General features: G+C 60.8%; 18 protein-coding genes. 9 read left to right on the top strand and 9 right to left on the bottom strand.

The features are described from left to right. Window positions 1–65: 65 nt before the first annotated feature. The 7 genes from PSEBG33_RS10810 to PSEBG33_RS10840 all read left to right on the top strand — a co-directional run bounded on the left by PSEBG33_RS10810 (window position 66) and on the right by PSEBG33_RS10840 (window position 11,031). Entirely contained in the window at window positions 66–716 is a 651-nt protein-coding gene (locus tag PSEBG33_RS10810) for a GNAT family N-acetyltransferase (protein WP_005789194.1), read from the top strand. 64 nt (window positions 717–780) lie between these two features. After that, complete coding sequence (locus tag PSEBG33_RS10815) at window positions 781–2,508, top strand: autotransporter assembly complex protein TamA (RefSeq protein ID WP_005789193.1); 1,728 nt, start codon at window positions 781–783, stop codon at window positions 2,506–2,508. Next, the gene (locus PSEBG33_RS10820; RefSeq protein ID WP_032803608.1) at window positions 2,508–6,194 is read left to right on the top strand and encodes a translocation/assembly module TamB domain-containing protein; all 3,687 of its coding nucleotides are present in this window, start codon (window positions 2,508–2,510) and stop codon (window positions 6,192–6,194) included. The genes PSEBG33_RS10815 and PSEBG33_RS10820 overlap by 1 nt, the downstream gene beginning before the upstream one ends. 171 nt (window positions 6,195–6,365) lie before the next feature. Next, entirely contained in the window at window positions 6,366–6,839 is a 474-nt protein-coding gene (locus PSEBG33_RS10825) for a MarR family winged helix-turn-helix transcriptional regulator (RefSeq protein ID WP_005789189.1), read from the top strand. Beyond that, window positions 6,836–8,287: an efflux transporter outer membrane subunit gene (locus tag PSEBG33_RS10830; RefSeq protein WP_005789187.1), complete on the top strand. Its 1,452-nt coding sequence runs from the start codon at window positions 6,836–6,838 to the stop codon at window positions 8,285–8,287. The genes PSEBG33_RS10825 and PSEBG33_RS10830 overlap by 4 nt, the downstream gene beginning before the upstream one ends. A gap of 15 nt (window positions 8,288–8,302) precedes the next feature. Further along, window positions 8,303–9,502 (top strand): efflux RND transporter periplasmic adaptor subunit, encoded by a 1,200-nt coding sequence (locus PSEBG33_RS10835; protein WP_005789185.1) that lies wholly within the window; start codon window positions 8,303–8,305, stop codon window positions 9,500–9,502. After that, entirely contained in the window at window positions 9,502–11,031 is a 1,530-nt protein-coding gene (locus PSEBG33_RS10840; protein ID WP_005789183.1) for a DHA2 family efflux MFS transporter permease subunit, read from the top strand. Before PSEBG33_RS10835 ends, PSEBG33_RS10840 begins: the two co-directional genes overlap by 1 nt. A gap of 133 nt (window positions 11,032–11,164) precedes the next feature. Here the strand turns inward: PSEBG33_RS10840 and lpxH are convergent, their stop codons facing one another. After that, window positions 11,165–11,914 (bottom strand): UDP-2,3-diacylglucosamine diphosphatase, encoded by a 750-nt coding sequence (gene lpxH, locus PSEBG33_RS10845; protein ID WP_005789181.1) that lies wholly within the window; start codon window positions 11,912–11,914, stop codon window positions 11,165–11,167. Further along, on the bottom strand, window positions 11,911–12,414 hold the full coding sequence (locus tag PSEBG33_RS10850; protein ID WP_005789179.1) for a peptidylprolyl isomerase: 504 nt from the start codon (window positions 12,412–12,414) through the stop codon (window positions 11,911–11,913). The genes lpxH and PSEBG33_RS10850 overlap by 4 nt, the downstream gene beginning before the upstream one ends. 261 nt (window positions 12,415–12,675) lie before the next feature. On the opposite strand from PSEBG33_RS10850, the gene PSEBG33_RS10855 reads away from it, so the two are divergent. Beyond that, complete coding sequence (locus tag PSEBG33_RS10855) at window positions 12,676–14,376, top strand: glutamine--tRNA ligase/YqeY domain fusion protein (RefSeq protein ID WP_005789177.1); 1,701 nt, start codon at window positions 12,676–12,678, stop codon at window positions 14,374–14,376. Between the two features lie 19 nt (window positions 14,377–14,395). Further along, window positions 14,396–15,778, top strand: coding sequence for a cysteine--tRNA ligase (gene cysS, locus PSEBG33_RS10860; protein ID WP_005789176.1), 1,383 nt, complete (start codon window positions 14,396–14,398; stop codon window positions 15,776–15,778). Between the two features lie 103 nt (window positions 15,779–15,881). Here cysS and PSEBG33_RS10865 read toward each other — a convergent pair whose 3' ends face one another. The 7 genes from PSEBG33_RS10865 to PSEBG33_RS10895 all read right to left on the bottom strand — a co-directional run bounded on the left by PSEBG33_RS10865 (window position 15,882) and on the right by PSEBG33_RS10895 (window position 23,182). After that, window positions 15,882–16,889: a YiiX/YebB-like N1pC/P60 family cysteine hydrolase gene (locus tag PSEBG33_RS10865; protein WP_005789174.1), complete on the bottom strand. Its 1,008-nt coding sequence runs from the start codon at window positions 16,887–16,889 to the stop codon at window positions 15,882–15,884. A 253-nt stretch (window positions 16,890–17,142) separates the two neighbouring features. Then, window positions 17,143–17,481: a Na+/H+ antiporter subunit G gene (locus PSEBG33_RS10870; RefSeq protein ID WP_005789173.1), complete on the bottom strand. Its 339-nt coding sequence runs from the start codon at window positions 17,479–17,481 to the stop codon at window positions 17,143–17,145. Next, entirely contained in the window at window positions 17,478–17,756 is a 279-nt protein-coding gene (locus tag PSEBG33_RS10875; protein WP_005789171.1) for a K+/H+ antiporter subunit F, read from the bottom strand. Before PSEBG33_RS10875 ends, PSEBG33_RS10870 begins: the two co-directional genes overlap by 4 nt. Further along, entirely contained in the window at window positions 17,753–18,241 is a 489-nt protein-coding gene (locus PSEBG33_RS10880; RefSeq protein ID WP_005789169.1) for a Na+/H+ antiporter subunit E, read from the bottom strand. Before PSEBG33_RS10880 ends, PSEBG33_RS10875 begins: the two co-directional genes overlap by 4 nt. Further along, window positions 18,238–19,920 (bottom strand): monovalent cation/H+ antiporter subunit D, encoded by a 1,683-nt coding sequence (locus PSEBG33_RS10885; protein ID WP_005789166.1) that lies wholly within the window; start codon window positions 19,918–19,920, stop codon window positions 18,238–18,240. Before PSEBG33_RS10885 ends, PSEBG33_RS10880 begins: the two co-directional genes overlap by 4 nt. Continuing rightward, on the bottom strand, window positions 19,917–20,261 hold the full coding sequence (locus tag PSEBG33_RS10890) for a Na+/H+ antiporter subunit C (protein ID WP_005789164.1): 345 nt from the start codon (window positions 20,259–20,261) through the stop codon (window positions 19,917–19,919). Before PSEBG33_RS10890 ends, PSEBG33_RS10885 begins: the two co-directional genes overlap by 4 nt. Further along, on the bottom strand, window positions 20,261–23,182 hold the full coding sequence (locus tag PSEBG33_RS10895; protein ID WP_005789162.1) for a monovalent cation/H+ antiporter subunit A: 2,922 nt from the start codon (window positions 23,180–23,182) through the stop codon (window positions 20,261–20,263). The genes PSEBG33_RS10890 and PSEBG33_RS10895 overlap by 1 nt, the downstream gene beginning before the upstream one ends. Window positions 23,183–23,339 lie beyond the last annotated feature (157 nt).

Here is a 23,339-nt window from a genome sequence, read left to right as displayed (position 1 = left end):
GAGCTGCACAGGTTCGTACCCATAAGAACGCCATGTTTGAGTGGCGCCCAGGGAGATTGACTGTTATGCCAGACACTTCGACGGCCACTGCCGAAATCCGCCTGCTCAATAGCGGTTATTCCCGTGAAGCGCGATCCCTGCTTTACCAGGCGTATCGCCATGAACCGACCTTCGCCTATATCTTCGAAGCCGAACGGCCGGGTTACGAGCAGCGGGTGCGCGCCACCGTGCGCGAATTGGTCAAGCAGCACTTTTTTCAGAAACTTCCCGCCATCGGCCTGTTCGTCAATGACCGGCTGATCGGTATCGCCCTGATCGCGCCGCCGCAACGACGCCTGGGCATCACCGAGAGCTGGGCCTGGCAGATCCGCATGTGGCTGAGCACCGGCGTGCGCGGTACGCGACGCTACCTGGAATATCATCAGGCCGTACTGGCGTGCCTGCCCAGCGAGGCCGTGCATGTGCTGCCGCTGCTGGGCATTCACCCGCAGTTCCAGGGCCAGCATCATGGTGAGCAACTGCTTGAAGCAGTACACAATTGGTGCGCCGACGATCCGCATTCCTCAGGCGTGGTGCTCGACACCGGCAACTCCCGTTACCTGGATTTCTACAAGCGCCAAGGCTATGAGGAGATCGGTGAAGTCGCCGTAGGGCCGGTGCTGGAGCATGTGTTTTTCCATCCCAATCCCCAGGCGTTACATCCTGCAACGTCTTAGGACAGAATTATTCAGACAAATCCGAGTTCAAAGTCCCTCCCTAGCTCGTGTAGCATCCGCGCCTATGAAGTATCCAGGAAGATTTACCAGCGGCTTGATTCTGCTGTTCACAAGCTGCGGCGCATTGGCGCAAAGTGAACTGGACGTGCGGATCAAACCCTCAAACGACGCGCTGAAAGCCAACATCGAAGGCTATATCGGCGGGGTCGGCGATCGTGACGAAGAAGCCTTGCTGCGTTTCAGCCGTGGCGCCGAGGAGCAGGCGCGCAAAGCCGCGCAGGCACTGGGCTTCTATCAGCCACAAATCGCCAGCGAGGTGAAGGGCGGCAAGAACCCGCGCCTGACCCTCACCATCGACCCCGGCGAACCGGTGCATTTGCGCGACGTGACTATTCGGGTCGATGGCCAGGCCGCGAGCCTCAAGGCCTTTCGCGTACCCGCCAGCGACGACCTCAAGCCCGGTGCCGTGCTCAATCACGGTCATTACGAAGACGCCAAGCGCCTGATCCAGAACCAGGCGTCACGCTACGGCTTTTTCAGCGGGCGCTTCACTAGCCAGAAGCTCGCGGTTGACCCTCAAGCGGGTGTGGCCGACATCGAACTCATTTACGACAGCGGCCCGCGCTACAGCATGGGCAAGGTCAGCTTCAGCGGCGACACGCCGTTTGATGAAGAACTGTTGCAACGCATGGTGCCCTTTGACAGTGGCACGCCGTACGACTCCGAGCTGGTCGCCGAACTCAACCAGAACCTGCAAGCTAGCGGCTTCTTCGAAGGCGTGCGCGTAGACGCCAGCCCCACCGCCGCGACCAACGACGTAATCCCCGTCGCCGTGCAATTGGAAACCCGCAAGCCCCGCACCATGGGCCTCGGCCTGGGTTACTCCACCGACGTCGGCCCACGGGGCAAAGCCAACTGGACGCGGCATTGGGTCAACCCCCAGGGCCACAGTTACGGTTGGGAAGCCGAATTGTCGGCGCCGCGGCAGAACGTCGGCCTGTGGTATGACATACCGCTGGACCCGCCGCTTACCGACAAATTGCGCTTTGCCGGTGGCTATCAGAATGAAGAGATCGCCAACACCGACACCTTGAGCAAGCTGCTTACCGTCGGTCCTGAATGGCACAGCAAGTTGCCCAGCGGCTGGACGCGGGTGATTTCCCTCAAGTACCAGCGTGAGGAATACCGCCTGGGCAATGACTCGGGGCTGAGTAACCTGTTGATGCCGGGGGTCAGTTATTCCTACCTGCGCAGCGACAACCGTATCGACCCGCACCATGGCTATCGCCTGATGTTCGACACCAAGGTCGCCAAAGAGGGCCTGGGGTCTGACACCAACCTGCTTTACGGCACGGCCACGATCAAGGGCCTGACCACCTTGTGGGACAACCACCGTTTTCTGGGGCGCGCACAATTTGGCGGCAGTGCCACCAACGGCTACAAATCCGTGCCGCCGTCGTTGCGCTTCTTTGCTGGTGGCGACCAGAGCGTGCGCGGCTACGAGTACCAGACCCTGTCGCCCGAGAACGATCGTGGCGACCGTATCGGTGGTCGCTACATGGTGGCCTTGAGTGCCGAGTATCAATACTCCATCACCGATAAATGGCGGATCGCGACCTTCATCGACCAGGGTAACTCGTTCAACAACCTGGACCTGCCGAGCCTGAAAACCGGCGTCGGCGTCGGCGTGCGCTGGGTTTCGCCGGTGGGGCCGATCCGCCTCGACCTGGCCCATGCCCTCGAAGATCCGGGCGGCGTTCGCTTGCACTTTTCCATGGGGCCTGAGCTGTGATGCGTGGTTTTAAGATAGCGGGGCTGGTGCTGGTCGCCATCCTCGTGTTGCTGTTGTTGGCGCTGTGGTCAGTGCTTGGCACCCAGGCGGGCAGTCGCTGGGCCTTGGGCCAGGTGCCAGGTTTGAGCGTGGAGAATTTCCAGGGCCGCCTGGGCGGGCAGTGGAGTGCCGATCATCTGCTGTGGCGGCAGGACGGCAGCCGCGTCGAGCTGAATGCGCCGACGTTTGACTGGTCGCCCGGCTGTCTGTTGCGCATGACCCTGTGTATCAACCGACTGGACGTGGAACAGGTCAGCCTGGAATTTGCCCCCAGTGCCGAAGAGAGCAGCAGCGGGCCGATTCAACTCCCCGACCTGAAACTGCCGGTTGCCATCCAACTGGGCGACGTTCGCATCGGTAGCCTGCTGTTCAACGGCAGCGAAGAACTCAAGGGCCTGCAACTGGCGGCGCACTGGACCACCGCTGGCATGCAGATTGACTCGGTACATTTGCAGCGCGATGACCTGGTGCTCGACCTTGCCGGCCTGCTGCAACCTACCGGCGATTGGCCGCTGAATGCCACCGGCAACCTGAGCCTGCCCTACGCCCCAGGCGGTGCACCCTGGAGCGTCGCGCTCAAGCTCGACGGCGACCTGCTCAAGACCCTCAATCTCGACGCCGACAGCAGCGGCTACCTGCCGGCCAAGCTCAAAGGCGAGCTGCAACCCCTGGCCGAAAATCTGCCGGCGCAGTTGCACATCACCTCCGAGGCGTTCAAGCCCAGCGCCGACCTGCCTGACACCTTGCAACTCAACCAGTTGGACTTGAGCGCCAAGGGCAACCTGAAAGATGGCTACCAGTTGCTAGGCAAGGCCGTGCTGCCAGCGGAAAAAGGCCCGGTGGATTTACTCCTGCAAGGCAAGGTCGATGCCAAGGGCGCGCAGATTGCCGGCCTGGACCTGAATGCCGGTGACCAGCAAAGCCTCAAGCTCAGTGCCAACCTGGATTGGCAACAAGGCTTCAGTGCTGACGCCAAAATCGACTGGCTGGACTTCCCCTGGCATCGCCTCTATCCCGTGATCGACGAGCCACAAGTGGCATTGCGTACCTTCAATGGTGAAATCTCCTATAAGGACGGCAATTACCTGGGCAACCTCAAGGCCGACCTCGACGGCCCGGCGGGTAAGTTCAATGTGGTCACCCCCTTCAGTGGCGACCTCAAGCAAGTCTTCCTGCCCGAGTTGAAACTGACGGCTGGTCAGGGCAAGGCCGAAGGCCACCTGAACCTGCAATTTGCCGACGGTATTGCCTGGGACACCGCGCTGGACCTGTCGGCGTTGAACCCGGCGTACTGGGTGGCCGAGTTACCCGGCACCCTGGCCGGACCGCTGCGCAGCAAAGGCGAGTTCAAAAATGAACAACTCAAGCTCAACGCCGACCTTGACCTCAAGGGCCGCCTGCGCGGGCAAACCGCTGTGCTGGCGGCCAAGGCCGAAGGTGCAGGCGAACAATGGACCCTCGCCAACCTGGACATCCGCCTGGGTGACAACCGCATCAACGGCAGTGGCAGCCTGCAACAACGCCTGGCCGGGCAGATCGACATCAAGCTGACGCGCCTGGCCCAGCTCTGGCCGCAACTGCGCGGGCAAATCAATGGGCGTGTCGATGTGGCCGGCACCTTGAAGGCGCCGCAAGGCAAACTCGACCTCAAGGGCCAGCAACTCGCATTTGCTGACAATCGCCTGCAAGCCCTCAACCTCGACGCCAGCCTCGATAGCGCCCAACGCGCCAAGCTCGACCTCAAGGCCAGCGGCATCTACGCCGGCGAAACCCAGGTCGGCAACCTGACCGCCAGCGCCCAGGGCGATATCAAGAACCAAAAGGTCCAACTGGACCTGGCCGGCCCCCTGGTCAAACTGGCCCTGGCATTGGATGGCAACCTCGATAAAAACAACTGGCGCGGGCGCCTGGCCAGCGGTGATGTACAAGCCGGCGGCCAGGACTGGCGGCTGCAAGCCCCGGCGAAAATCGAGCGCCTGGCCGATGGCAAGCTGACCTTCGGTGCGCACTGCTGGGTTTCCGGGCCCGCCAGCCTGTGCGGCGAAGACCAGCGCCTGATGCCCGAACCGAAGCTGCGTTACCACCTCAAGCAATTCCCCATCGACAGCCTTGCGGCCTTTTTGCCCAAAGACTTCGCCTGGCAGGGCAAGCTCAATGCTGACGTACAGCTCGATTTGCCGGAAAGCGGGCCCAAGGGCGTAGTGGCGGTAGATGCCAGCGGCGGCACCTTGCGCGTGCGCGACAAGGGCCAGTGGCTGGATTTCCCCTACGACACCCTGAAGCTGGAAACCACCCTCAACCCCAAGCGTATCGACACCCAGCTGAATTTCCGTGGCGGCAAGCTTGGCGAGTTGTTGTTGCAGGCGCAGATAAATCCGCTGCCGAACAACAAGCCGATCACCGGCAATTTCAGCCTCACGGGCCTGGACCTCGCCGTGGCGCGGCCCTTTGTGCCGATGGTGGAAAAGCTCACCGGCAAGCTCAACGGCAGCGGGCGTATCTCCGGCGGTTTGCTGGCGCCGCTGGTCAACGGCAACCTGAACCTGGTGGACGGTGAAGTCTCCGGGCCCGAGTTGCCCATCAGCCTTGAGGGCTTGAACCTGCAGGCGCAGATCGCCGGCGAAAGCGTGCAGCTCAACGGTGGTTGGCGCAGCGGCAAGGCCGGGCAGGGGAGCCTCACGGGCCAGATCGACTGGGGCCGCGCCCTGGTGGTCGACCTCAGCCTCAAGGGCTCGCAACTGCCGGTCACCGTAGAACCCTACGCCAAGCTGGAAGTGGCGCCCGACCTGAAGATCAGCCTCAAGGACGACAAACTGGCGATTGCCGGCAAGGTTCACATTCCCCGTGGTGATATCACCGTGCGCGAGCTGCCGCCTTCGACGGTCAAGGTCTCTGACGACACGGTGATCATCGGCAGCCAGACCGAAGAGGGCAAAGCGCCGATGGCGATGGCCATGGATATCGACGTGGAGGTGGGTGAAGAGCAGCTCAACTTCGCCGGCTTCGGTCTCACCGCCAAGGTCCAGGGCCATGTGCATATTGGCGACAACATGGACACCCGTGGCGAGCTGTGGCTCAACGACGGCCGTTACCGTGCCTACGGCCAGCGCCTCAACGTGCGCCGCGCACGGCTGTTGTTTGCCGGGCCGCTGGATCAACCGTTTCTGGATATCGAAGCCGTGCGCGTAGTGGTCGAATCGTCCCGCACCGTGACTGCCGGTATTCGCCTGAGCGGCAGCGCCGAGCAGCCGGCCACGCAGATTTTCTCCGAGCCGGCCATGGCTCAAGAGGATGCGCTGTCGTATCTGGTGTTGGGCCGTTCGCGCACCAACACCGGCGAAGACAACAACATGCTCGCCGAAGCCGCTCTCGGCCTGGGCTTGATGGGCAGTGCCGGCGTGACCTCGGATATCGCCAACAAGCTGGGTATCCAGGACTTCGACCTCGACACCCAGGGCACCGGTAACAGCACCGCCGTGGTAGCCAGCGGCAAGATCAACGAGAAACTCAGCCTGCGTTATGGGGTCGGGGTGTTTGAACCGGCCAACACCATTGCCTTGCGCTACTTGTTGAGCAAGAAGGTGTACCTGGAAGTCGCTACGGGCGTAGCCAGTTCTCTGGATATCTTCTACAAGCGCGATTTCTGATCGGTACGCGGTAAAAAATGTGGGAGGGGGCTTGCTCCCACATTGGTTTTCATTTCACTCCAGCCTTCGGTCAACTACCAAGCAACCTAATTATTCCATTTGACATTCGCTGCCTAAGCAGTAATATCTCGTCACACATTCACTGCCTAGGCAGTAATAAGGTGACTTTCGATGCCTCACTTCACCCCTGACAACTTCCACAACTGCCATCTCGGCCTGTTGCTGGGCCGCGCCGCGATCCTCAAGGACCGCATCATCGACACCCATATGGAACCCCACGGCATCACCGCCGCGCAGTTCAAGGTGTTGATCATCATGGCCCAGTTCGGTGTAGACACCCCGGCCGAGCTGTGCCGCAACCTGTCACTCGATAGCGGTTCGATGACGCGGATGCTCGACCGGCTGGAGCAAAAAGACCTGCTCAGCCGCAAGCGCTCCGAGCTGGACCGACGCCAGGTGCAGCTGGTGCTGACTGCCGAGGGCCAGCGCCTGGCGGACATGCTCCCGCACATCGGCGCCCAGGCCCTCAACCAACTGGCCGGCGCGCTTGAACCGGGCGAGTTGGAAACCCTGGAGCGGATCCTGAAGAAGATACTGATCGCTGCGGGTGACCCCATCACGATCCAGCGGGTAGGTAGATCATGAACACACGCGCATTCAGCCTGGTGCTGGCGGCGATGACGTTGGCCGGTTGCGCCAACTACAGCGGCCTCGACACCCAGGGTCAGCGACTGGACGCCAACACCCTGCAAACCGGCAAATCCCTCAGCGGCGTGACGCTGTCGAGCGCCGCCTGGCCGGCCGCCGACTGGTGGAAAAGCCTGGGCGACCCACAGCTTGACGGCCTGATCCAGGAAGCCCTGCAAAACAGCCCCGACATGCAAGTCGCCGACGCCCGTGCCCACCAGGCCGAAGCCGCCGCCTATGCCGCCAACGCCGCGCGTATGCCGACCGTGGATGCCAGCGCCGGTGTAAGCCGCTCGCGCTTGGCCAAGGACCAGGACCCACGTGGCCAGGGCGATGCCTATTCGACGGTGCGCAACATCGGCGCCAGCTTCAACTACAACTTTGACTTGTGGGGCGGCCAGCGCGCCGCCTGGGAAGCCGCGTTGGGCCAGGCCCGCGCCGCCGAAGTCGACCAGCAGGCCGCGCGCCTGACCCTGGCGGCCAACGTGGCCAAAGCCTACAGCGACCTGGGCCAGGCGCATATCGTGCGTGACCTGGCCGTCGATGACCTCAAGCGCACCCGCCAGATGCTCGACCTGAGCAAGCGCCGCCTGAGTTCCGGCATCGACAGCGAATACCAGTACCAGCAGACCGAGAGCCTGGAAGCCAGCTCCCAGTCGCAACTGATCGACGCGGAAAAACAACTGCAAAGCGCCAAGATCGCCCTCGCCGTATTGCTCGGCAAAGGCCCGGACCGTGGCGACGAGTTGGCGCGCCCGACGGTGCTCAAACCCAGCGCTATCGCCGTGCCTTCGGTATTGCCCGCCGAGCTGCTCGGCCGTCGTCCCGACCTGGTGGCCGCACGCTGGCGAGTGGAGGCGGCGAGCAAGAACATCGACGCGAGCAAAACCCGCTTCTACCCCAACCTCAACCTGAGCGCGAGCGCAGGCGCCGAGTCGTTGCTGGGCGATGCGATGTTCGGTTCGGCCAGCCGCTTCTTCAATATTGCGCCGACGATTTCGCTGCCGATTTTTGATGGTGGCCGCCTGCGCGCCGACCTTGACGCCCGCGACGCCGACTACGACCTGGCCGTGGCCCAGTACAACAAAACCCTGGTGCAAGCCCTGGGTGATATCGGCAACAGCCTTTCGCAGCTGCGCGACACCGGCCGCCAGATCCAGGCCCAGCAACATGCCGCCGACATTGCCCAGCAGTCCTACGACACCGGGGTGCAACGCTACAGCTCAGGCATCGGAAACTACCTGGATGTGCTCAGTATCGAGCAGCAACTGCTGCAGGCCCAGCGTCAGCTGGCGACCCTGAAGGCGGCGCAGATCGATCTGTCGATTCAACTGATGCAGGCCCTGGGTGGCGGATACAACGCCAGCAACGTGGCCGCGACCACCCCCGCCACACGCACGGAATAATTTGAGGTATTTGTCATGGCCACTGCCGACAGCAACAACGCAACTGAACAACCTAAAGACAACAACCCACGCAAACGCAAAGTCATGCTCATCGGCCTGGCGCTGATCGTCATCCTCGGTGTGGTCGGCGTGTGGGCCTGGTATGAGTTCTACGGGCGCTTCAATGAGAGCACCGACGATGCCTACGTGAACGGCAACGTGGTGGAAATCACCCCACTGGTCACCGGCACCGTGGTCAGCATCGGCGCCGACGATGGCGACCTGGTGCATGAAGGCCAGGTGCTGATCAATTTCGACCCCAACGATGCTGCCGTCGGCCTGCAAAGTGCCCAGGCCAACCTGGCTCGCACTGTGCGCCAGGTGCGCGGGTTGTACAGCAATGTCGACGGCATGAAAGCCCAGGTCAATGCGCAGAAGGCCGATGTGCAAACGGCTCAGGACAACTACAACCGGCGTAAGACCCTGGCCCAGGGCGGCGCGATCTCCCAGGAAGAACTGTCCCACGCTCGCGACAGCCTGACCGCCGCCAGGAACGCCTTGACCAACCTTGAGCAACAACTCAAAACCACCAATGCCCTGGTGGATGACACGGTGATTTCGTCCCACCCCGACGTGCAAGCCGCCGCTGCACAACTGCGTCAGGCCTACCTGACCAATGCGCGCAGCACCCTGATTGCGCCGGTCACCGGCTATGTAGCCAAGCGCACCGTACAACTGGGCCAGCGTGTTCAACCGGGCACCGCGCTGATGGCGGTGATCCCGCTGGACCAGCTGTGGATCGACGCCAACTTCAAGGAAACCCAACTGCGGGATATGCGCATCGGCCAGCCGGTGGATATCGAGTCGGACATCTACGGCAGCGACGTGAAGTACAGCGGCACCGTCGACAGCCTCGGCGCCGGCACCGGCAGCGCGTTCGCTTTGCTACCGGCACAGAACGCCACCGGCAACTGGATCAAGATCGTGCAGCGGGTACCGGTGCGCATCCATATCAACGCCGAAGAGCTGGCCAAGCACCCGCTGCGGGTGGGGTTGAGTACCGTGGTCAACGTAGACCTGCACGACCAGAGCGGCCCGGTGCTGGCGCAACAGGCGCCGCAAAAAGCCTCGTTCACCACCAACGTGTATGACCGTCAATTGGCCGAAGCGGATGCCATGATCAATCAGTTGATTCATGACAACAGCGTCGCCGCTCCCAAGGCTGCGCAACGCTGATGAGCAATAACGCCTCGTTCACGCCACCCAGCCTGTTGATGGCCACTATTGGCCTGTCGCTGGCGACCTTTATGCAGGTGCTCGACACCACCATCGCCAACGTGGCCTTGCCGACCATTTCCGGCAACCTGGGCGTGAGTTCGGAGCAGGGCACCTGGGTGATCACTTCGTTTGCCGTAAGCAACGCCATCGCGTTGCCGCTCACCGGCTGGTTGAGCCGGCGCTTTGGCGAGGTGAAGCTGTTTCTGTGGGCGACCATCCTGTTTGTGCTGGCCTCGTTCCTGTGCGGGATTTCCACCTCGATGCCCGAGTTGATCGGCTTTCGCGTGCTGCAAGGTTTGGTCGCCGGGCCGTTGTACCCAATGACCCAGACGCTGTTGATCGCGGTCTACCCACCGGCCAGGCGCGGCATGGCCCTGGCGTTATTGGCGATGGTCACGGTGGTGGCACCGATTGCAGGCCCTATCCTCGGCGGCTGGATTACTGACAGCTACAGCTGGCCGTGGATCTTCTTCATCAACGTGCCCATTGGTATCTTCGCGGTGATGGTGGTGCGCTCGCAGTTGAAGAAACGCCCGGTGGTCACCAGCTACCAGCCGATGGATTACGTCGGGTTGTTGAGCCTGGTCGTCGGGGTCGGTGCCTTGCAGATCATCCTCGACAAGGGCAATGACCTGGACTGGTTCGAATCCAACTTCATCATCATCGGTGCGGCCATTTCGGTGATCGCCCTGGCGGTGTTTATCATCTGGGAGATGACCGACAAGCACCCGGTGGTCAACCTGCGGCTGTTCGCATACCGTAATTTCCGTATCGGCACCATCGTGTTGATCCTGGGGTATGCGGGCTTTTTCGGCATCAACCTGATCCTGCCGCAGTGGCTGCAAACCCAGATGGGCTATACCGCCACCTGGGCCGGGCTGGCGGTGGCGCCCATCGGCATTTTGCCGGTGCTGATGTCGCCATTCGTGGGCAAGTACGCGCACAAGTTCGACCTGCGCTTGCTGGCAGGCCTGGCGTTCCTGGCGATTGGCTTGAGCTGCTTTATGCGCGCCGGTTTCACCAACGAAGTGGACTTCACCCACATCGCCATGGTGCAGTTGTTCATGGGCATCGGCGTGGCGCTGTTCTTCATGCCGACCTTGAGCATCCTGATGTCCGACCTGCCGCCGCACCAGATTGCCGACGGCGCGGGGCTGGCGACCTTTCTACGTACCCTGGGCGGCAGCTTCGCGGCCTCGCTGACCACCTGGATCTGGATTCGCCGGGCGGATCAGCACCATGCCTACATGAGCGAGAACATGACCACCTACGACTCGGCCACCCGGGATGCGTTGCAGGCGCTGGGCGGGGCAGGGCAGAAGGCGTACACGCAGCTGGACCAGATTCTCACCAGCCAGGCGTACATGATGTCCACCGTGGATTACTTCACGTTGCTGGGGTGGATGTTCATGGGCTTGATGTTGCTGGTGTGGCTGGCCAAGCCACCGTTCACGGCAAAGGCAGGGCCGGCGGCTGCGGGGCACTGATCATAAGGTCAGCGCGGTCCCTGTGGGAGCTGGCTTGCCTGCGATGCCGACACCTCGGTGTATCAGATGCACCGAGGTGATGCTATCGCAGGCAAGCCAGCTCCCACAGGTTGATCGGTGTTGTGTCAGAGGTTTAGGCGCCAGGCAACGCCAACTGCGGGTTGACGAAATCAAACGCCGCCAGTTGAAAGCCTTGCTCATCCACCTGCAGCGCCCACCCTTGCTTGTCCCAGTCCCCCAGCACAATGCGCTTGGCCGCCTGGTCGCCGATCTGCAACTTATGGATCGCAGGGCGGTGCGTATGGCCGTGGACCAGGGTGCGCACGCCGAACTGCTGCATTACTCGCGGCACTTCTTCAGGCGTGACATCGACAATGTCGTTGGCCTTCATGCGCACTTGAGCAGAGCTTTCGTTGCGTAGTTTGCGCGCCAGTTTGTGGCGCGTGCCCAGGGGCAGGTGGCGCAGGATAAACAACACAATCGGGTTACGCAGGATGCGCCGCAGCTTCATATAGCCAAGGTCGCGGGTGCAGAGGCTGTCGCCGTGCATCAGCAGCACAGGCTCGCCATACAATTGCACGACACTCGGGTCCTTGAGCAAGGTAGCGCCTGCCGCTTTGCAGAACGCCTTGCCGATCAGGAAATCGCGGTTGCCATGCATGATGAAAATCGGGGTGCCGCTGTCGCTCAGTTCACGCAACGCCGCACAGATGGAACGCTGGAAGGCAGTCATGCCATCGTCGCCAATCCAGGCTTCGAAGAAGTCCCCCAGAATGTACAACGCCTGGGCGCCACGGGCGCGGCCGTGGAGCAGATCCAGAAACGCCCGGGTAATGTCCGGGCGCTCCTCTTCCAGATGCAAATCTGAAATCAGTAATATCACCCAACGATCTCGGCTTTCTCGACGATCACGTCTTCGGCTGGAACGTCCTGGTGACCGGCCTTGGAGGTGGTGGACACGCCTTTGATCTTGTCGACAACGTCCTGGCCTTCGGTGACTTTACCGAACACCGCGTAGCCCCAACCCTGCACGTTCTTGCCGCTGTGGTTGAGGAAGGCGTTGTCGGCGACGTTGATGAAGAACTGCGCGGAGGCCGAATGCGGCTCCATGGTACGGGCCATGGCGACGGTGTACTTGTCGTTGGAAAGGCCGTTGTCCGCTTCGTTCTGGATGCTTGGACGCTTGTCTTTCTTTTCTTTCATGCCAGGCTCGAAACCGCCGCCCTGGATCATGAAGTTGCCGATGACACGGTGGAAAACGGTGTTTTCGTAGTGGCCGGCTTTCACGTATTCGATGAAGTTGGCGACGGTGATCGGCGCCTTGTCGGCGTTCAGCTCGATGACGATGTCACCGTGGTTGGTGGTCAGTTTGACTTGAGTCATGTTCACTACTCTTTTCAGGGAATTCGTGGGTTTGGGCGCCTGGGCGCCACGACCGGTTTGGCGAAGCTTGGGCCAAGACGCGCAGTTTAGCGTGCCTTGCAGGAATTTCGAGGTGGTTTTTTACCGCGCCTGTCATTAAAGCAGCAATTAAAGCAGCAGTTTTCGACCGCGCTCTGTCAGGTGGTTGACAGCTTCGGCTATGATAAGCCCTTTGTTTTATCTGGCCTGACCCGGCCACGAACCTGTCTGTTCAAGGATCCTATGAGCAAGCCCACTGTCGACCCTACCTCGAATGCCAAGGCCGGACCTGCCGTCCCGGTCAATTTCCTGCGCCCGATCATCCAGGCGGACCTGGATTCGGGCAAGCATACGCAGATCGTCACCCGCTTCCCGCCAGAGCCCAACGGCTACCTGCACATCGGTCACGCCAAGTCGATCTGTGTGAACTTCGGCCTGGCCCAGGAGTTCGGTGGCGTCACGCACCTGCGTTTCGACGACACCAACCCGGCCAAGGAAGACCAGGAATACATCGACGCCATTGAAAGCGACATCAAGTGGCTGGGCTTCGAATGGTCCGGTGAAGTGCGCTATGCCTCCAAGTATTTCGACCAGTTGTTCGACTGGGCTGTCGAGCTGATCAAGGCCGGCAAGGCCTATGTGGACGACCTGACCCCGGAGCAGGCCAAGGAGTACCGTGGCACGCTGACCGAGCCGGGCAAGAACAGCCCGTTCCGCGACCGTTCGGTGGAAGAGAACCTGGACTGGTTCAACCGTATGCGCGCCGGTGAGTTCCCGGACGGCGCCCGCGTGCTGCGTGCCAAGATCGACATGGCCTCGCCAAACATGAACCTGCGCGACCCGATCATGTACCGCATCCGCCATGCCCACCACCACCAGACCGGTGACAAGTGGTGCATCTACCCCAACTACGACTTCACCCACGGTCAGTCGGACGCCATCGAAGGCATCACCCACTCCATCTGCACCCTGGAGTTCGAAAGCCATCGCCCGCTGTACGAGTGGTTCCTGGACAGCCTGCCGGTGCCGGCGCACCCGCGTCAGTACGAGTTCAGCCGCCTGAACCTGAACTACACCATCACCAGCAAGCGCAAGCTCAAGCAACTGGTGGATGAAAAGCACGTGCATGGCTGGGATGACCCGCGTATGTCCACGCTGTCGGGCTTCCGTCGCCGTGGCTACACCCCGGCGTCGATCCGCAACTTCTGCGACATGGTCGGCACCAACCGTTCCGACGGTGTGGTCGACTTCGGGATGCTGGAATTCAGCATCCGCCAGGACCTCGACGCCAACGCCCCGCGCGCCATGTGCGTGCTGCGGCCGTTGAAGGTGGTGATCACCAACTACCCTGAAGGCCAGGTCGAGAACCTCGAGCTGCCGCGTCATCCGCAGAAAGAAGAGCTGGGCGTGCGCAAATTGCCGTTCGCCCGCGAAATCTACATCGACCGCGATGACTTCATGGAAGAGCCGCCCAAGGGCTACAAGCGCCTGGAGCCGAACGGCGAAGTGCGCCTGCGCGGCAGCTACGTGATCCGTGCGGACGAAGCGATCAAGGACGCCGATGGCAACATCGTCGAACTGCGCTGCTCGTACGATCCGGACACCCTGGGCAAGAACCCTGAAGGCCGCAAGGTCAAGGGCGTGGTCCACTGGGTGCCGGCAGCCGCCAGCATCGAGTGCGAAGTGCGTTTGTATGATCGTCTGTTCCGCTCGCCGAACCCTGAGAAGGCCGAAGACAGCGCGAGTTTCCTCGACAACATCAACCCTGACTCACTGCAAGTGCTCACAGGTTGTCGTGCCGAGCCATCGCTTGGCGACGCACAGCCGGAAGACCGTTTCCAGTTCGAGCGCGAAGGTTACTTCTGCGCAGATATCAAGGACTCCAAACCTGGTGCTCCGGTATTCAACCGTACCGTGACCTTGCGAGATTCGTGGGGCCAGTGATTCTGTTTAAGGAACTGTCGTGCTAACGATCTACAACACACTCAGCAAGACCAAAGAAGTCTTCAAGCCGCTGGATGGCAACAAGGTGCGCATGTACGTGTGCGGCATGACCGTGTACGACTACTGCCACATCGGCCACGGCCGCAGCATGGTTGCCTTCGACCTGGTGACCCGCTGGTTGCGTTTCAGCGGCTATGACCTGACCTATGTGCGCAACATCACCGACATCGACGACAAGATCATCAACCGCGCCAACGAAAACGGCGAGTCGTTCGACGCGCTGACCGAGCGCATGATCGCTGCCATGCACGAGGACGAGGCGCGCCTCAACATCCTCAAGCCGGACATGGAACCGCGTGCCACGGATCACATACCTGGCATGCACGCGATGATCCAGACCCTGATCGACAAGGGCTACGCCTACGCCCCGGGCAATGGCGACGTGTACTACCGCGTCGCCAAGTTCATGGGCTACGGCAAGCTGTCGCGCAAGAAGATCGAAGACCTGCGCATCGGCGCGCGCATCGAAGTCGACGAAGCCAAGCAGGACCCGCTCGACTTCGTCCTGTGGAAAGGTACCAAGCCCGGCGAGCCAAGCTGGGAATCGCCGTGGGGCCCTGGGCGTCCGGGCTGGCACATCGAATGCTCGGTGATGTCCACCTGCTGCCTGGGCGAGACCTTCGACATTCATGGCGGCGGCAGCGACCTGGAGTTTCCGCACCACGAAAACGAAATCGCCCAGAGCGAAGCTGCCACCGGCAAGACCTACGCCAATGCCTGGATGCACTGCGGCATGATCCGCATCAATGGCGAGAAGATGTCCAAGTCCTTGAACAACTTCTTCACCATCCGCGACGTGCTGGAAAAGTACCACCCGGAAGTGGTGCGCTACCTGCTGGTGTCCAGCCACTACCGCAGCGCCATCAACTACTCGGAAGACAACCTCAAGGACGCCAAGGGCGCCCTGGAGCGTTTCTACCACGCGTTGAAAGGCTTGCCTTGCGTGGCTCCGGCCGGCGGCGAAGCCTTCGTGGCACGCTTTACTGAAGTCATGAACGACGACTTCGGCACCCCCGAAGCCTGCGCCGTGCTGTTCGAGATGGTGCGTGAGATCAACCGCTTGCGTGAGAGCGACCTCGACGCAGCGGCCGGTCTGGCGGCGCGCCTGAAAGAACTGGCGAGCGTGCTGGGTGTGTTGCAGATGGAAGCCGATGACTTCCTGCAAGCCGGCGCTGAAGGGCGTGTGGATGCCGCAGAAGTAGATGCACTGATCCAGGCGCGTCTGGCTGCTCGGGCTAACAAGGACTGGGCGGAATCCGACCGTATCCGTGACCAACTGACCGCGATGGGTGTGGTGTTGGAAGACGGGAAGGGCGGGACGACGTGGCGGTTGGCTGACTAACCGTTGGTAGCAACACGCAGAATGAAAAACGCCCCGACTGGTTTGGGGCGTTTTTGAATATGAATATTGGAGACTTGGCTTGTTGTAGGCGTGATGCATGCGGTCAATAGTGAGAGAATAATTCTGTCTTCTTCTCTGCGAGCATTACTAGGGTTTCGTATAGTACTATTAATTGTCCGAATGTTTTGTTTGGGTAATTTTTATAGTTCTCGCGCGTTATATAAAGAGATTCTAAGTGGCGGCTTAGCTGATGCTGTGCCATGCTTAACTCGTTTTGGGCGATCTCTGCTCTCTTCTGTTTATCGGTCGCCCACTTTTCAAATTCAACTTGGCTGTACCGCCAGGGACTTTCTTCGATATCAATTTTCCATAGTTCCAAGTAACCAGATTTGATTGTTAAATTGGCAATGATATCGTCCGCACCCTCAGTGGTAATGGCTAAGGCTTCGAGGTCGTGCAAAGTCTGGATGGAGTCTCCGTATAGTTTTCTAACGCTTTCGAGTAGCTTTTTGATTGTGTCAGTATGTATTTTAATTTTGTTCTTTGAATCGTCGTTTATAAGCGCTACCAGCTCTTCAGGGACGCGGATAACTGCCTTTTCAACCAGTTCGAGCGTTGGAGAGTTGAAAATTTCGACTGGAGTGCAGCTGAATGGAGTGGCCGATAACTTCAGGCCCGCATGGCTGTAGGCTTGCGCTACCAGCCTTGAGCAAAATTGAAGGCTTGAAGGCTTTTCAAGGTCGACTTTTAAATGCCCAAACCATTCTTTCTTGAAAAGGGGCGCCGCCTTCATGGCCTCCCATATAGAATATACAGTGCCAATTTTTAATCGAGCATATTGATCAATGATTTTCAACGTCTCAGGTGAAAGAGACGGGTTATATCGCTTTAGGGCGATTTGATTCGGGTGTTCAACAAGTAATCTCTGTGCATTAAAAGAATGAACACCTCCTTTTTTATCCGCATGTATGCAGCTGCCATAACCTACGCAAAGCATGACGTGCGAATAGTTGCCGCCGGTAAAGTTTCTTATAGTCTTGCTTGTGAGACTTGTTTCGGTGGTGAAAACGATATCTCCGGGCTTCATCAGTGCCAAGTCGATCGAGTACATTTATTGTTCTCTCATGTTGTATGGGGAAAGGTTTAGTGCTGGATCGACCGGGCGCTTCCCGATGTGGTGCGTATCGGGATGATGTTGAGTTGGCGCTATTGGCGGCGCGTATCCGATCATTTGCCTGGCGCCAAACCCAATGTGGGAGCTGGCTTGCCTGCGATATCGGTTTATCAGTCACAGCATCATTGACTGAAACTCCGCTATCGCAGGCAAGCCAGCTCCCACATTTTTACTGTGTCCGCTTGATTAATCAGCGACGGCTGCTGACTTCAGCCGGCACATCGTCACCGGCCATGCGCTTGCGGAACAACGCGGTACGCGCCAGCAGCAGGGTAGTCACCGGCACGGTGATCGACAGCAGAATCGGGATCAGCCACCCGTGCAACACCGGCCCGGACTTGAGCACCGAAAAATAGATAATCGACGCCAGTGCCACGCACCATGCGCCCAATGTCGAGGCGAGTGCCGGCGGGTGCATGCGTTGGAAAAACTCCTTCATCCGCAGCAAGCCTATCGCGCCAATCAAGGCAAACACGCTGCTGAGCACCAGCAGCACCCCCACTATCACTTCAACCCATAACGGCATCATTCAATCACCTCCCCACGCAGCAGGAATTTGGCCAGGGCAAACGAGCCGACGAAGCCGAACAGCGCAATCAATAGCGCCGCTTCAAAGTAAGTGTCACTGGCGTAGCGAATACCCAGTACCAGCATCATCAGCATCGCCAGGATGTACAGGTAGTCCAGCGCCAGGACTCGGTCCTGGGCGGAGGGGCCTTTGAACAGGCGGATCAGTGTCAGCACCATCGCCAGCGAGAACAGGAACAGGCTGAACAGGATCGCATTGGAGAGCAGGGCGCTCATTCGAAGATCTCCATCAGGGGCCGCTCGTAGGTGGCTTTGAAGTGCTGGATAAACAGGGCTTCATCGTCAAGGTCGAATACGTGCAGCAGCAAGATGCTACGGTCCAGCGCCAGTTCTGACCAAATGGTGCCGGGGATCACCGTGGTAATCATCGACAGCGCGGCAAGGCCGTTGGGGCTGTGCAGGTCCAGGGGGATCTTGATGAAGCGCGAGCGCGGCGGGCGTGTGCCGCAGGTCAGTACACCCCATGCTACTTGCAGGTTGGAGACGATCACGTCGCGGCCCACCAACAGGAACAGGCGCAGGATCACGCCAGGGCGACGCAGGCTGATCGGCTGCGGGCGTAGCGGCGCCATCAGCAAAGGCGCGAGAAAGCCCAGCAGCGCGCCCAGCAGCAGGTTGCCGGGGCCGATCGACAGGTTCAGCAGCAGCCACAACACCCACAGGGCCAGCGACAACCAGGGTGCAGGAAACAGGCGCTTCATGGTTGCACCTCCAGCGCGGCGGCCTTGGCTTCAGGGCTCGGTACGGGCCGCGTGGCCATCACCGCCATCACATAGCTTTCCGGGTTGTTCAGGCTCTTGGCGGTGGCCAGGGTGTAGCGCATCAAGGGTTCGGCCTTGAACGTCAAGGCGATGCTCAAACCCAGTAGCACGAAGATCGGCACGCATTCGTAGCGTCGCAGCAGCGGGGAGGGGCGCTCTTCCGGGGTCCAGAAGCGCTGGATACCAAGGCGGGCGAAGGCGATCAGCGACGCCAGGCCAGACAAAATCAGTAACGCCACCAGGCCCCAGGCTGCAGGACGGATCGATTCGTCCACGGCGTTGCCCAGGCCCAGTGGGTTGATCAGCGCACTCAACAGGCTGAGTTTGCCGATGAACCCCGACAATGGCGGCATGCCGATAATCAGCAGCGCGCAGGCGATAAAGCTCAAGCCGAGGAAGGCCATGGTCCAAGGGATGACCTGTCCGACCACGGCTTTCTGCTCATCGTCCAGGTTCACACCCGGACGCGGATGCAGCGATTCCATGGCCTTGGGCAGCGCATCAATCTCTTCATCAAGCGGCAGGTCGTTGGCCGAGCGCGAACGCTCGATCAATTCCGCCAGCAAAAACAGCGCACTCAGTGCCAGGGTGGAGCTGACCAGATAGAACAATGCCCCAGCGGTCAGGCTTGGCTGGGCAAACCCTACCGCCGACAGCAGGATCCCGGCCGACACCAGGATGCTCAGGCTGGCCATGCGCTCCAGGCGCTGCGCCGCCACCATCGCCAGTGCCGCGCAAATGATGGTCGCCATGCCGCCGTACACCAGCCAGTCGCCGCCAAACAGCGCCGAGGCGCCGGCCTGGCCGGAGAACAGCAGGGTCCACAGGCGCAGCACGGTGTACACGCCAACCTTGGTCATGATCGCGAACATCGCCGCCACCGGCGCACTGGCCGAGGAGTAGGCGGGCGCCAGCCAGAAGTTCAGCGGCCACATGCCGGCCTTGGCCAGAAACGCGGTCGCCAGGATCGCTGCGCCAGCGTGCAGCAGGCCGCGATCAGCCTCCGGCACCAGCGGGATTTTCAGCGCCAGGTCAGCGAAATTCAGCGTGCCGGTGACGCCGTAGATCATCGCCGCGCCAATCAGGAACAGCGACGACGCCAGCAGGTTGATCGCAATGTAATGCAGGCCGGACGACACCCGAGCACGACCCGAACCATGCAGCATCAGGCCGTAGGACGCCGCCAGCAGCACCTCGAAGAACACGAACAGGTTGAACAAATCCGCGGTGAGGAATGCGCCGTACAGACCCATCAGCTGGATCTGGAACAGCGCATGGAAGCTAGTGCCTGCACGGTCCCAGCGGGCCATGGCGAACAGCAATGCGCTTACGCCGATAACCCCGGTGAGCACCAGCATCAGCGCCGAGAGCTGGTCCACCACCAACACGATGCCGAACGGTACTTGCCAGTTACCCGGCAGGTACACGCCGATCGAGCCGGGCCCGCCTTTTTGTGTCCAGTACAGCAACAGGACGGCCACGCCCAGGCCGATCAAGCTGGAGACCAGGTTGATTTTGGCCTTCAGCGGCCGGCGTTTCTCGCCGAGCATCAGCATCAGTGCCGCCGTGAACAACGGCAGCAGAATCGGCGCAACGATCAGTTGATTAACCCAATTCATTCCTTCGGCTCCCGGCCATCCACATGGTCGGTGCCGGTCAGGCCCCGGGATGCCAGCAGCACCACCAGGAACAACGCGGTCATGGCGAAGCTGATCACGATGGCTGTAAGTACCAGGGCCTGGGGCAGGGGGTCGGTGTAGTTGAGCAGGTCTTGCGGCACGCCGTCCTTGATGATCGGCTCCTTGCCGATAAACAGGCTGCCCATACTGAAAATGAACAGATTGACCCCGTACGACAACAGGCACAGGCCCATCACCACCTGGAATGTCCGTGGCCGCAGCACCAGCCAGACGCCGGAGGCCGCCAGGACCCCAATGGCAATTGCGATGACTTCTTCCATCAGGCGGCTCCTTCGGTTGCAGCAACGACTTTGGGCTGGTTGCTCGGTTTATGTGCTCGCACAGATTGGTGGCCGAGGGCGGTCAGCATCAGCAGCGTCGAGCCCACGACCATGGCGTACACGCCAATGTCGAAGAACAACGCACTGGCGATATGGATATCGCCGAGCAGTGGCACGTGGAAATGCCAGGTATGGGTGGTCAGGAACGGGTACCCGGCGAACAGCGCGCCAAGGCCGGTCAAGGTCGCCGACAGCAGGCCGAAGCCCATCCAGCGCATGGGCCTCAGGCTCATCTGCGCTTCGACCCATTGGGTGCCCGCCACCATGTATTGCAGGATAAACGCTACCGACATCACCAGCCCGGCGACAAACCCGCCGCCTGGTTGGTTGTGACCGCGCAGGAACAGGTAGAACGACACCACCAGCGCAATCGGCAACAGCAGGCGCACCAGCACCGCCGGCACCATCATAAAGCCCAGGGCGGTGTCACTGGCCTGGCGCGGGTTGACCAGGTCTGTGGCCACGTCCGGTGCCAATTGGCGCTGTTGCGCCGGCAACTGCATGCTTTCCTTGGACGGACGGAAGCGGCGCAGCAGGGCGTAAACAGTCAACGCCACGGCGCCGAGTACGGTGATTTCGCCCAAGGTGTCGAAGCCACGGAAGTCCACCAGCATCACATTCACCACATTGCTGCCGCCGCCTTCGGGCAGGGCTCGGCTCAAGTAGAACGAGGAGATATCGTTGGGTGTCTGGCGGGTCAGCATCGCGTAGGACAACAGCGCCATACCGCCGCCCACCACGGTGGACAGCAACAAGTCGCGCACCCGGCGAATGCGCGCCTTGCGCAAGGTGTTGGGCAATGGCCACACCTCTTCGATACGCCGTGGCAGCCAGCGCAGGCCGAGCAGGATCAGCACGGTGGTCACCACTTCCACCACCAATTGGGTCAGGGCCAGGTCCGGTGCCGAGAACCACACAAAGGTCACGCACGTCATCAGGCCGCACACGCTGACCATGGTCAGGGCCGCCAGCCGGTGGTACTTGGCTTGCCAGGCTGCGCCCAGGGCGCAGGCGATCGCCAGCAGCCACAGGGTGACGAACACAATGGAGCCCGGGATCTTCGGCCGGTCGCCCCAGGTGAGGCCACTGTTGATCATGGGGATCATGGCCCCGATCACCGCGACGATCACCAGCAGGAACAATTGGGTTTGCAGGCGCTTGGTGCTGATGCGTTTTTCGATCCTGCGCACACCGCGCATCATCACCACCAGGCAGCGCTCGAAGCCACGCTTGCCGTTGAAATAGCCGATCAGCGGCGGGTATTCGAAGCGGCCACGCTTGAGTTGCTTGCGCAGCATCAGGTACAGCACCACGCCGCCGGTCATTGCCACCAGGCTCATGATCATCGGCGCGTTCCAGCCGTGCCAGATCGCCAGGCTGTATTCGGGCAGCACACCACCGACCACGGGCAACGCCGCAGCGGCAAGGATCGAGCCGACCACCTGGGCCGGGAAAATCCCCACCAGCAGGCAGGTGAACACCAGCAATTCCACCGGCGCACGCATCCAGCGCGGTGGCTCGTGAGGCGTGTGCGGCAAGTCCGTAGCCGGTGGGCCGAAGAACACATCCACGGTAAAGCGCAGGGCGTAGGCCACGCTGAAGGTGCCGGCGATGGTCGCAATCACCGGCAGGGCGATTTCCACCCATTGGGTCGACGAGATAAACACGGTTTCGGCAAAGAACATCTCTTTGGACAGGAAGCCGTTGAGCAACGGCACCCCGGCCATCGACGCACTGGCCACCATCGCCAGGGTCGCGGTAAACGGGATCAACCGCACCAGCCCACTGAGCTTGCGGATATCCCGCGTGCCGCTTTCGTGGTCGATGATGCCCGCCGCCATGAACAGCGAAGCCTTGAAGGTGGCGTGGTTGAGAATGTGAAATACAGCGGCAACTGCAGCCAGTGGGCTGTTGAGGCCCAGCAGCAGGGTGATCAGCCCGAGGTGGCTGATGGTGGAATAGGCCAGCAGGCCCTTGAGATCGTTTTGGAACATGGCGCAGTAAGCGCCGAGGAGGAGAGTGAGGGCGCCGGCACCGCCGACGATCCAGAACCATTCTTCGCTGCCGGACAGCGACGGCCACAGGCGGGCCAGCAGGAACACGCCGGCCTTCACCATCGTCGCCGAGTGCAGGTAGGCCGAAACCGGCGTCGGCGCCGCCATGGCGTGGGGCAGCCAGAAATGGAAGGGGAACTGCGCACTTTTGCTCAAGGCGCCGATCAGCACCAGGGCGAGCATGACCGGGTACAGCGAATGCGCGCGAATCTGGTCGCCCGCCGCCAGCACCTGGTCCAGGTCATAGCTGCCGACGATATGCCCCAGCAACATCACGCCCGCCAGCAGGCACAACCCGCCAGCGCCGGTGACCATCAGCGCCATATACGCGCCACGTCGCGCATCGGCACGGTGGTGCCAATAGCCGATCAGCAGGAACGAGAGCAGGCTGGTCAGTTCCCAGAAGAATACGATCTGGATCAGGTTGCCGGAGATCACCAGGCCAAGCATGGCGCCCATGAAGGCCAGGAAAAACGCAAAGAAACGCGGCACCGGGTCGTCCGGCGACATGTAGTAGCGCGCATACAGCGACACCAGCGTGCCGATACCCAGCACCAGCATCGAGAACAGCCAGGCAAACCCGTCCATGCGCAACACGAAGTTCAGCCCAAGACTGGGCAACCACATGAATTCTTCACGTATCACGCCACCATGGGCGATCTGGGGGTAGAGCAGGGCGACTTGAATAGTACCGACCAATGCCACCAGGCCGGCCAACAGGGATTCGGTGTTACGTGCGTTATGCGGCAGCAAGGCCGCCAGACAGCTGCCGATAAAAGGCAGAAGCAGTAGAACTATCAGGGACATAGGCTTCTAATCTGCGGGAGTTTGGGATGCATCATACGTGCCGCTTTCACGATCACCAAACGGCAAGATGTGGCAGGATCCTACAAGGTAGGCCGAAACCTCTCATTTGGCACTGGTTCAAAACCCTTGAATTGAAACGCCGCCCCCTGTGGGAGCC

It is taken from the genome of Pseudomonas synxantha BG33R, from assembly GCF_000263715.2.
Taxonomy (GTDB): domain Bacteria; phylum Pseudomonadota; class Gammaproteobacteria; order Pseudomonadales; family Pseudomonadaceae; genus Aquipseudomonas; species Aquipseudomonas synxantha_A.
The sequence above is the reverse complement of the archived record's forward strand: the minus strand, read 5'-3'. Positions and strand labels throughout refer to the sequence as shown.

Bases quoted from the DNA above. Each gene is read 5' to 3' on its own strand.
- PSEBG33_RS10880 (WP_005789169.1), bottom strand. From the start codon at position 18,241: ATGAAGCGCCTGTTTCCTGCACCCTGGTTGTCGCTGGCCCTGTGGGTG.
- PSEBG33_RS10890 (WP_005789164.1), bottom strand. From the start codon at position 20,261: ATGGAAGAAGTCATCGCAATTGCCATTGGGGTCCTGGCGGCCTCCGGC.
- PSEBG33_RS10865 (WP_005789174.1), bottom strand. From the start codon at position 16,889: ATGTACTCGATCGACTTGGCACTGATGAAGCCCGGAGATATCGTTTTC.
- PSEBG33_RS10850 (WP_005789179.1), bottom strand. From the start codon at position 12,414: ATGACTCAAGTCAAACTGACCACCAACCACGGTGACATCGTCATCGAG.
- PSEBG33_RS10830 (WP_005789187.1), top strand. From the start codon at position 6,836: ATGAACACACGCGCATTCAGCCTGGTGCTGGCGGCGATGACGTTGGCC.
- PSEBG33_RS10855 (WP_005789177.1), top strand. From the start codon at position 12,676: ATGAGCAAGCCCACTGTCGACCCTACCTCGAATGCCAAGGCCGGACCT.
- PSEBG33_RS10835 (WP_005789185.1), top strand. From the start codon at position 8,303: ATGGCCACTGCCGACAGCAACAACGCAACTGAACAACCTAAAGACAAC.
- PSEBG33_RS10870 (WP_005789173.1), bottom strand. From the start codon at position 17,481: ATGATGCCGTTATGGGTTGAAGTGATAGTGGGGGTGCTGCTGGTGCTC.
- PSEBG33_RS10815 (WP_005789193.1), top strand. From the start codon at position 781: ATGAAGTATCCAGGAAGATTTACCAGCGGCTTGATTCTGCTGTTCACA.
- PSEBG33_RS10810 (WP_005789194.1), top strand. From the start codon at position 66: ATGCCAGACACTTCGACGGCCACTGCCGAAATCCGCCTGCTCAATAGC.
- PSEBG33_RS10825 (WP_005789189.1), top strand. From the start codon at position 6,366: ATGCCTCACTTCACCCCTGACAACTTCCACAACTGCCATCTCGGCCTG.
- PSEBG33_RS10875 (WP_005789171.1), bottom strand. From the start codon at position 17,756: ATGAGCGCCCTGCTCTCCAATGCGATCCTGTTCAGCCTGTTCCTGTTC.
- PSEBG33_RS10820 (WP_032803608.1), top strand. From the start codon at position 2,508: ATGCGTGGTTTTAAGATAGCGGGGCTGGTGCTGGTCGCCATCCTCGTG.
- PSEBG33_RS10885 (WP_005789166.1), bottom strand. From the start codon at position 19,920: ATGAATTGGGTTAATCAACTGATCGTTGCGCCGATTCTGCTGCCGTTG.
- PSEBG33_RS10895 (WP_005789162.1), bottom strand. From the start codon at position 23,182: ATGTCCCTGATAGTTCTACTGCTTCTGCCTTTTATCGGCAGCTGTCTG.
- PSEBG33_RS10840 (WP_005789183.1), top strand. From the start codon at position 9,502: ATGAGCAATAACGCCTCGTTCACGCCACCCAGCCTGTTGATGGCCACT.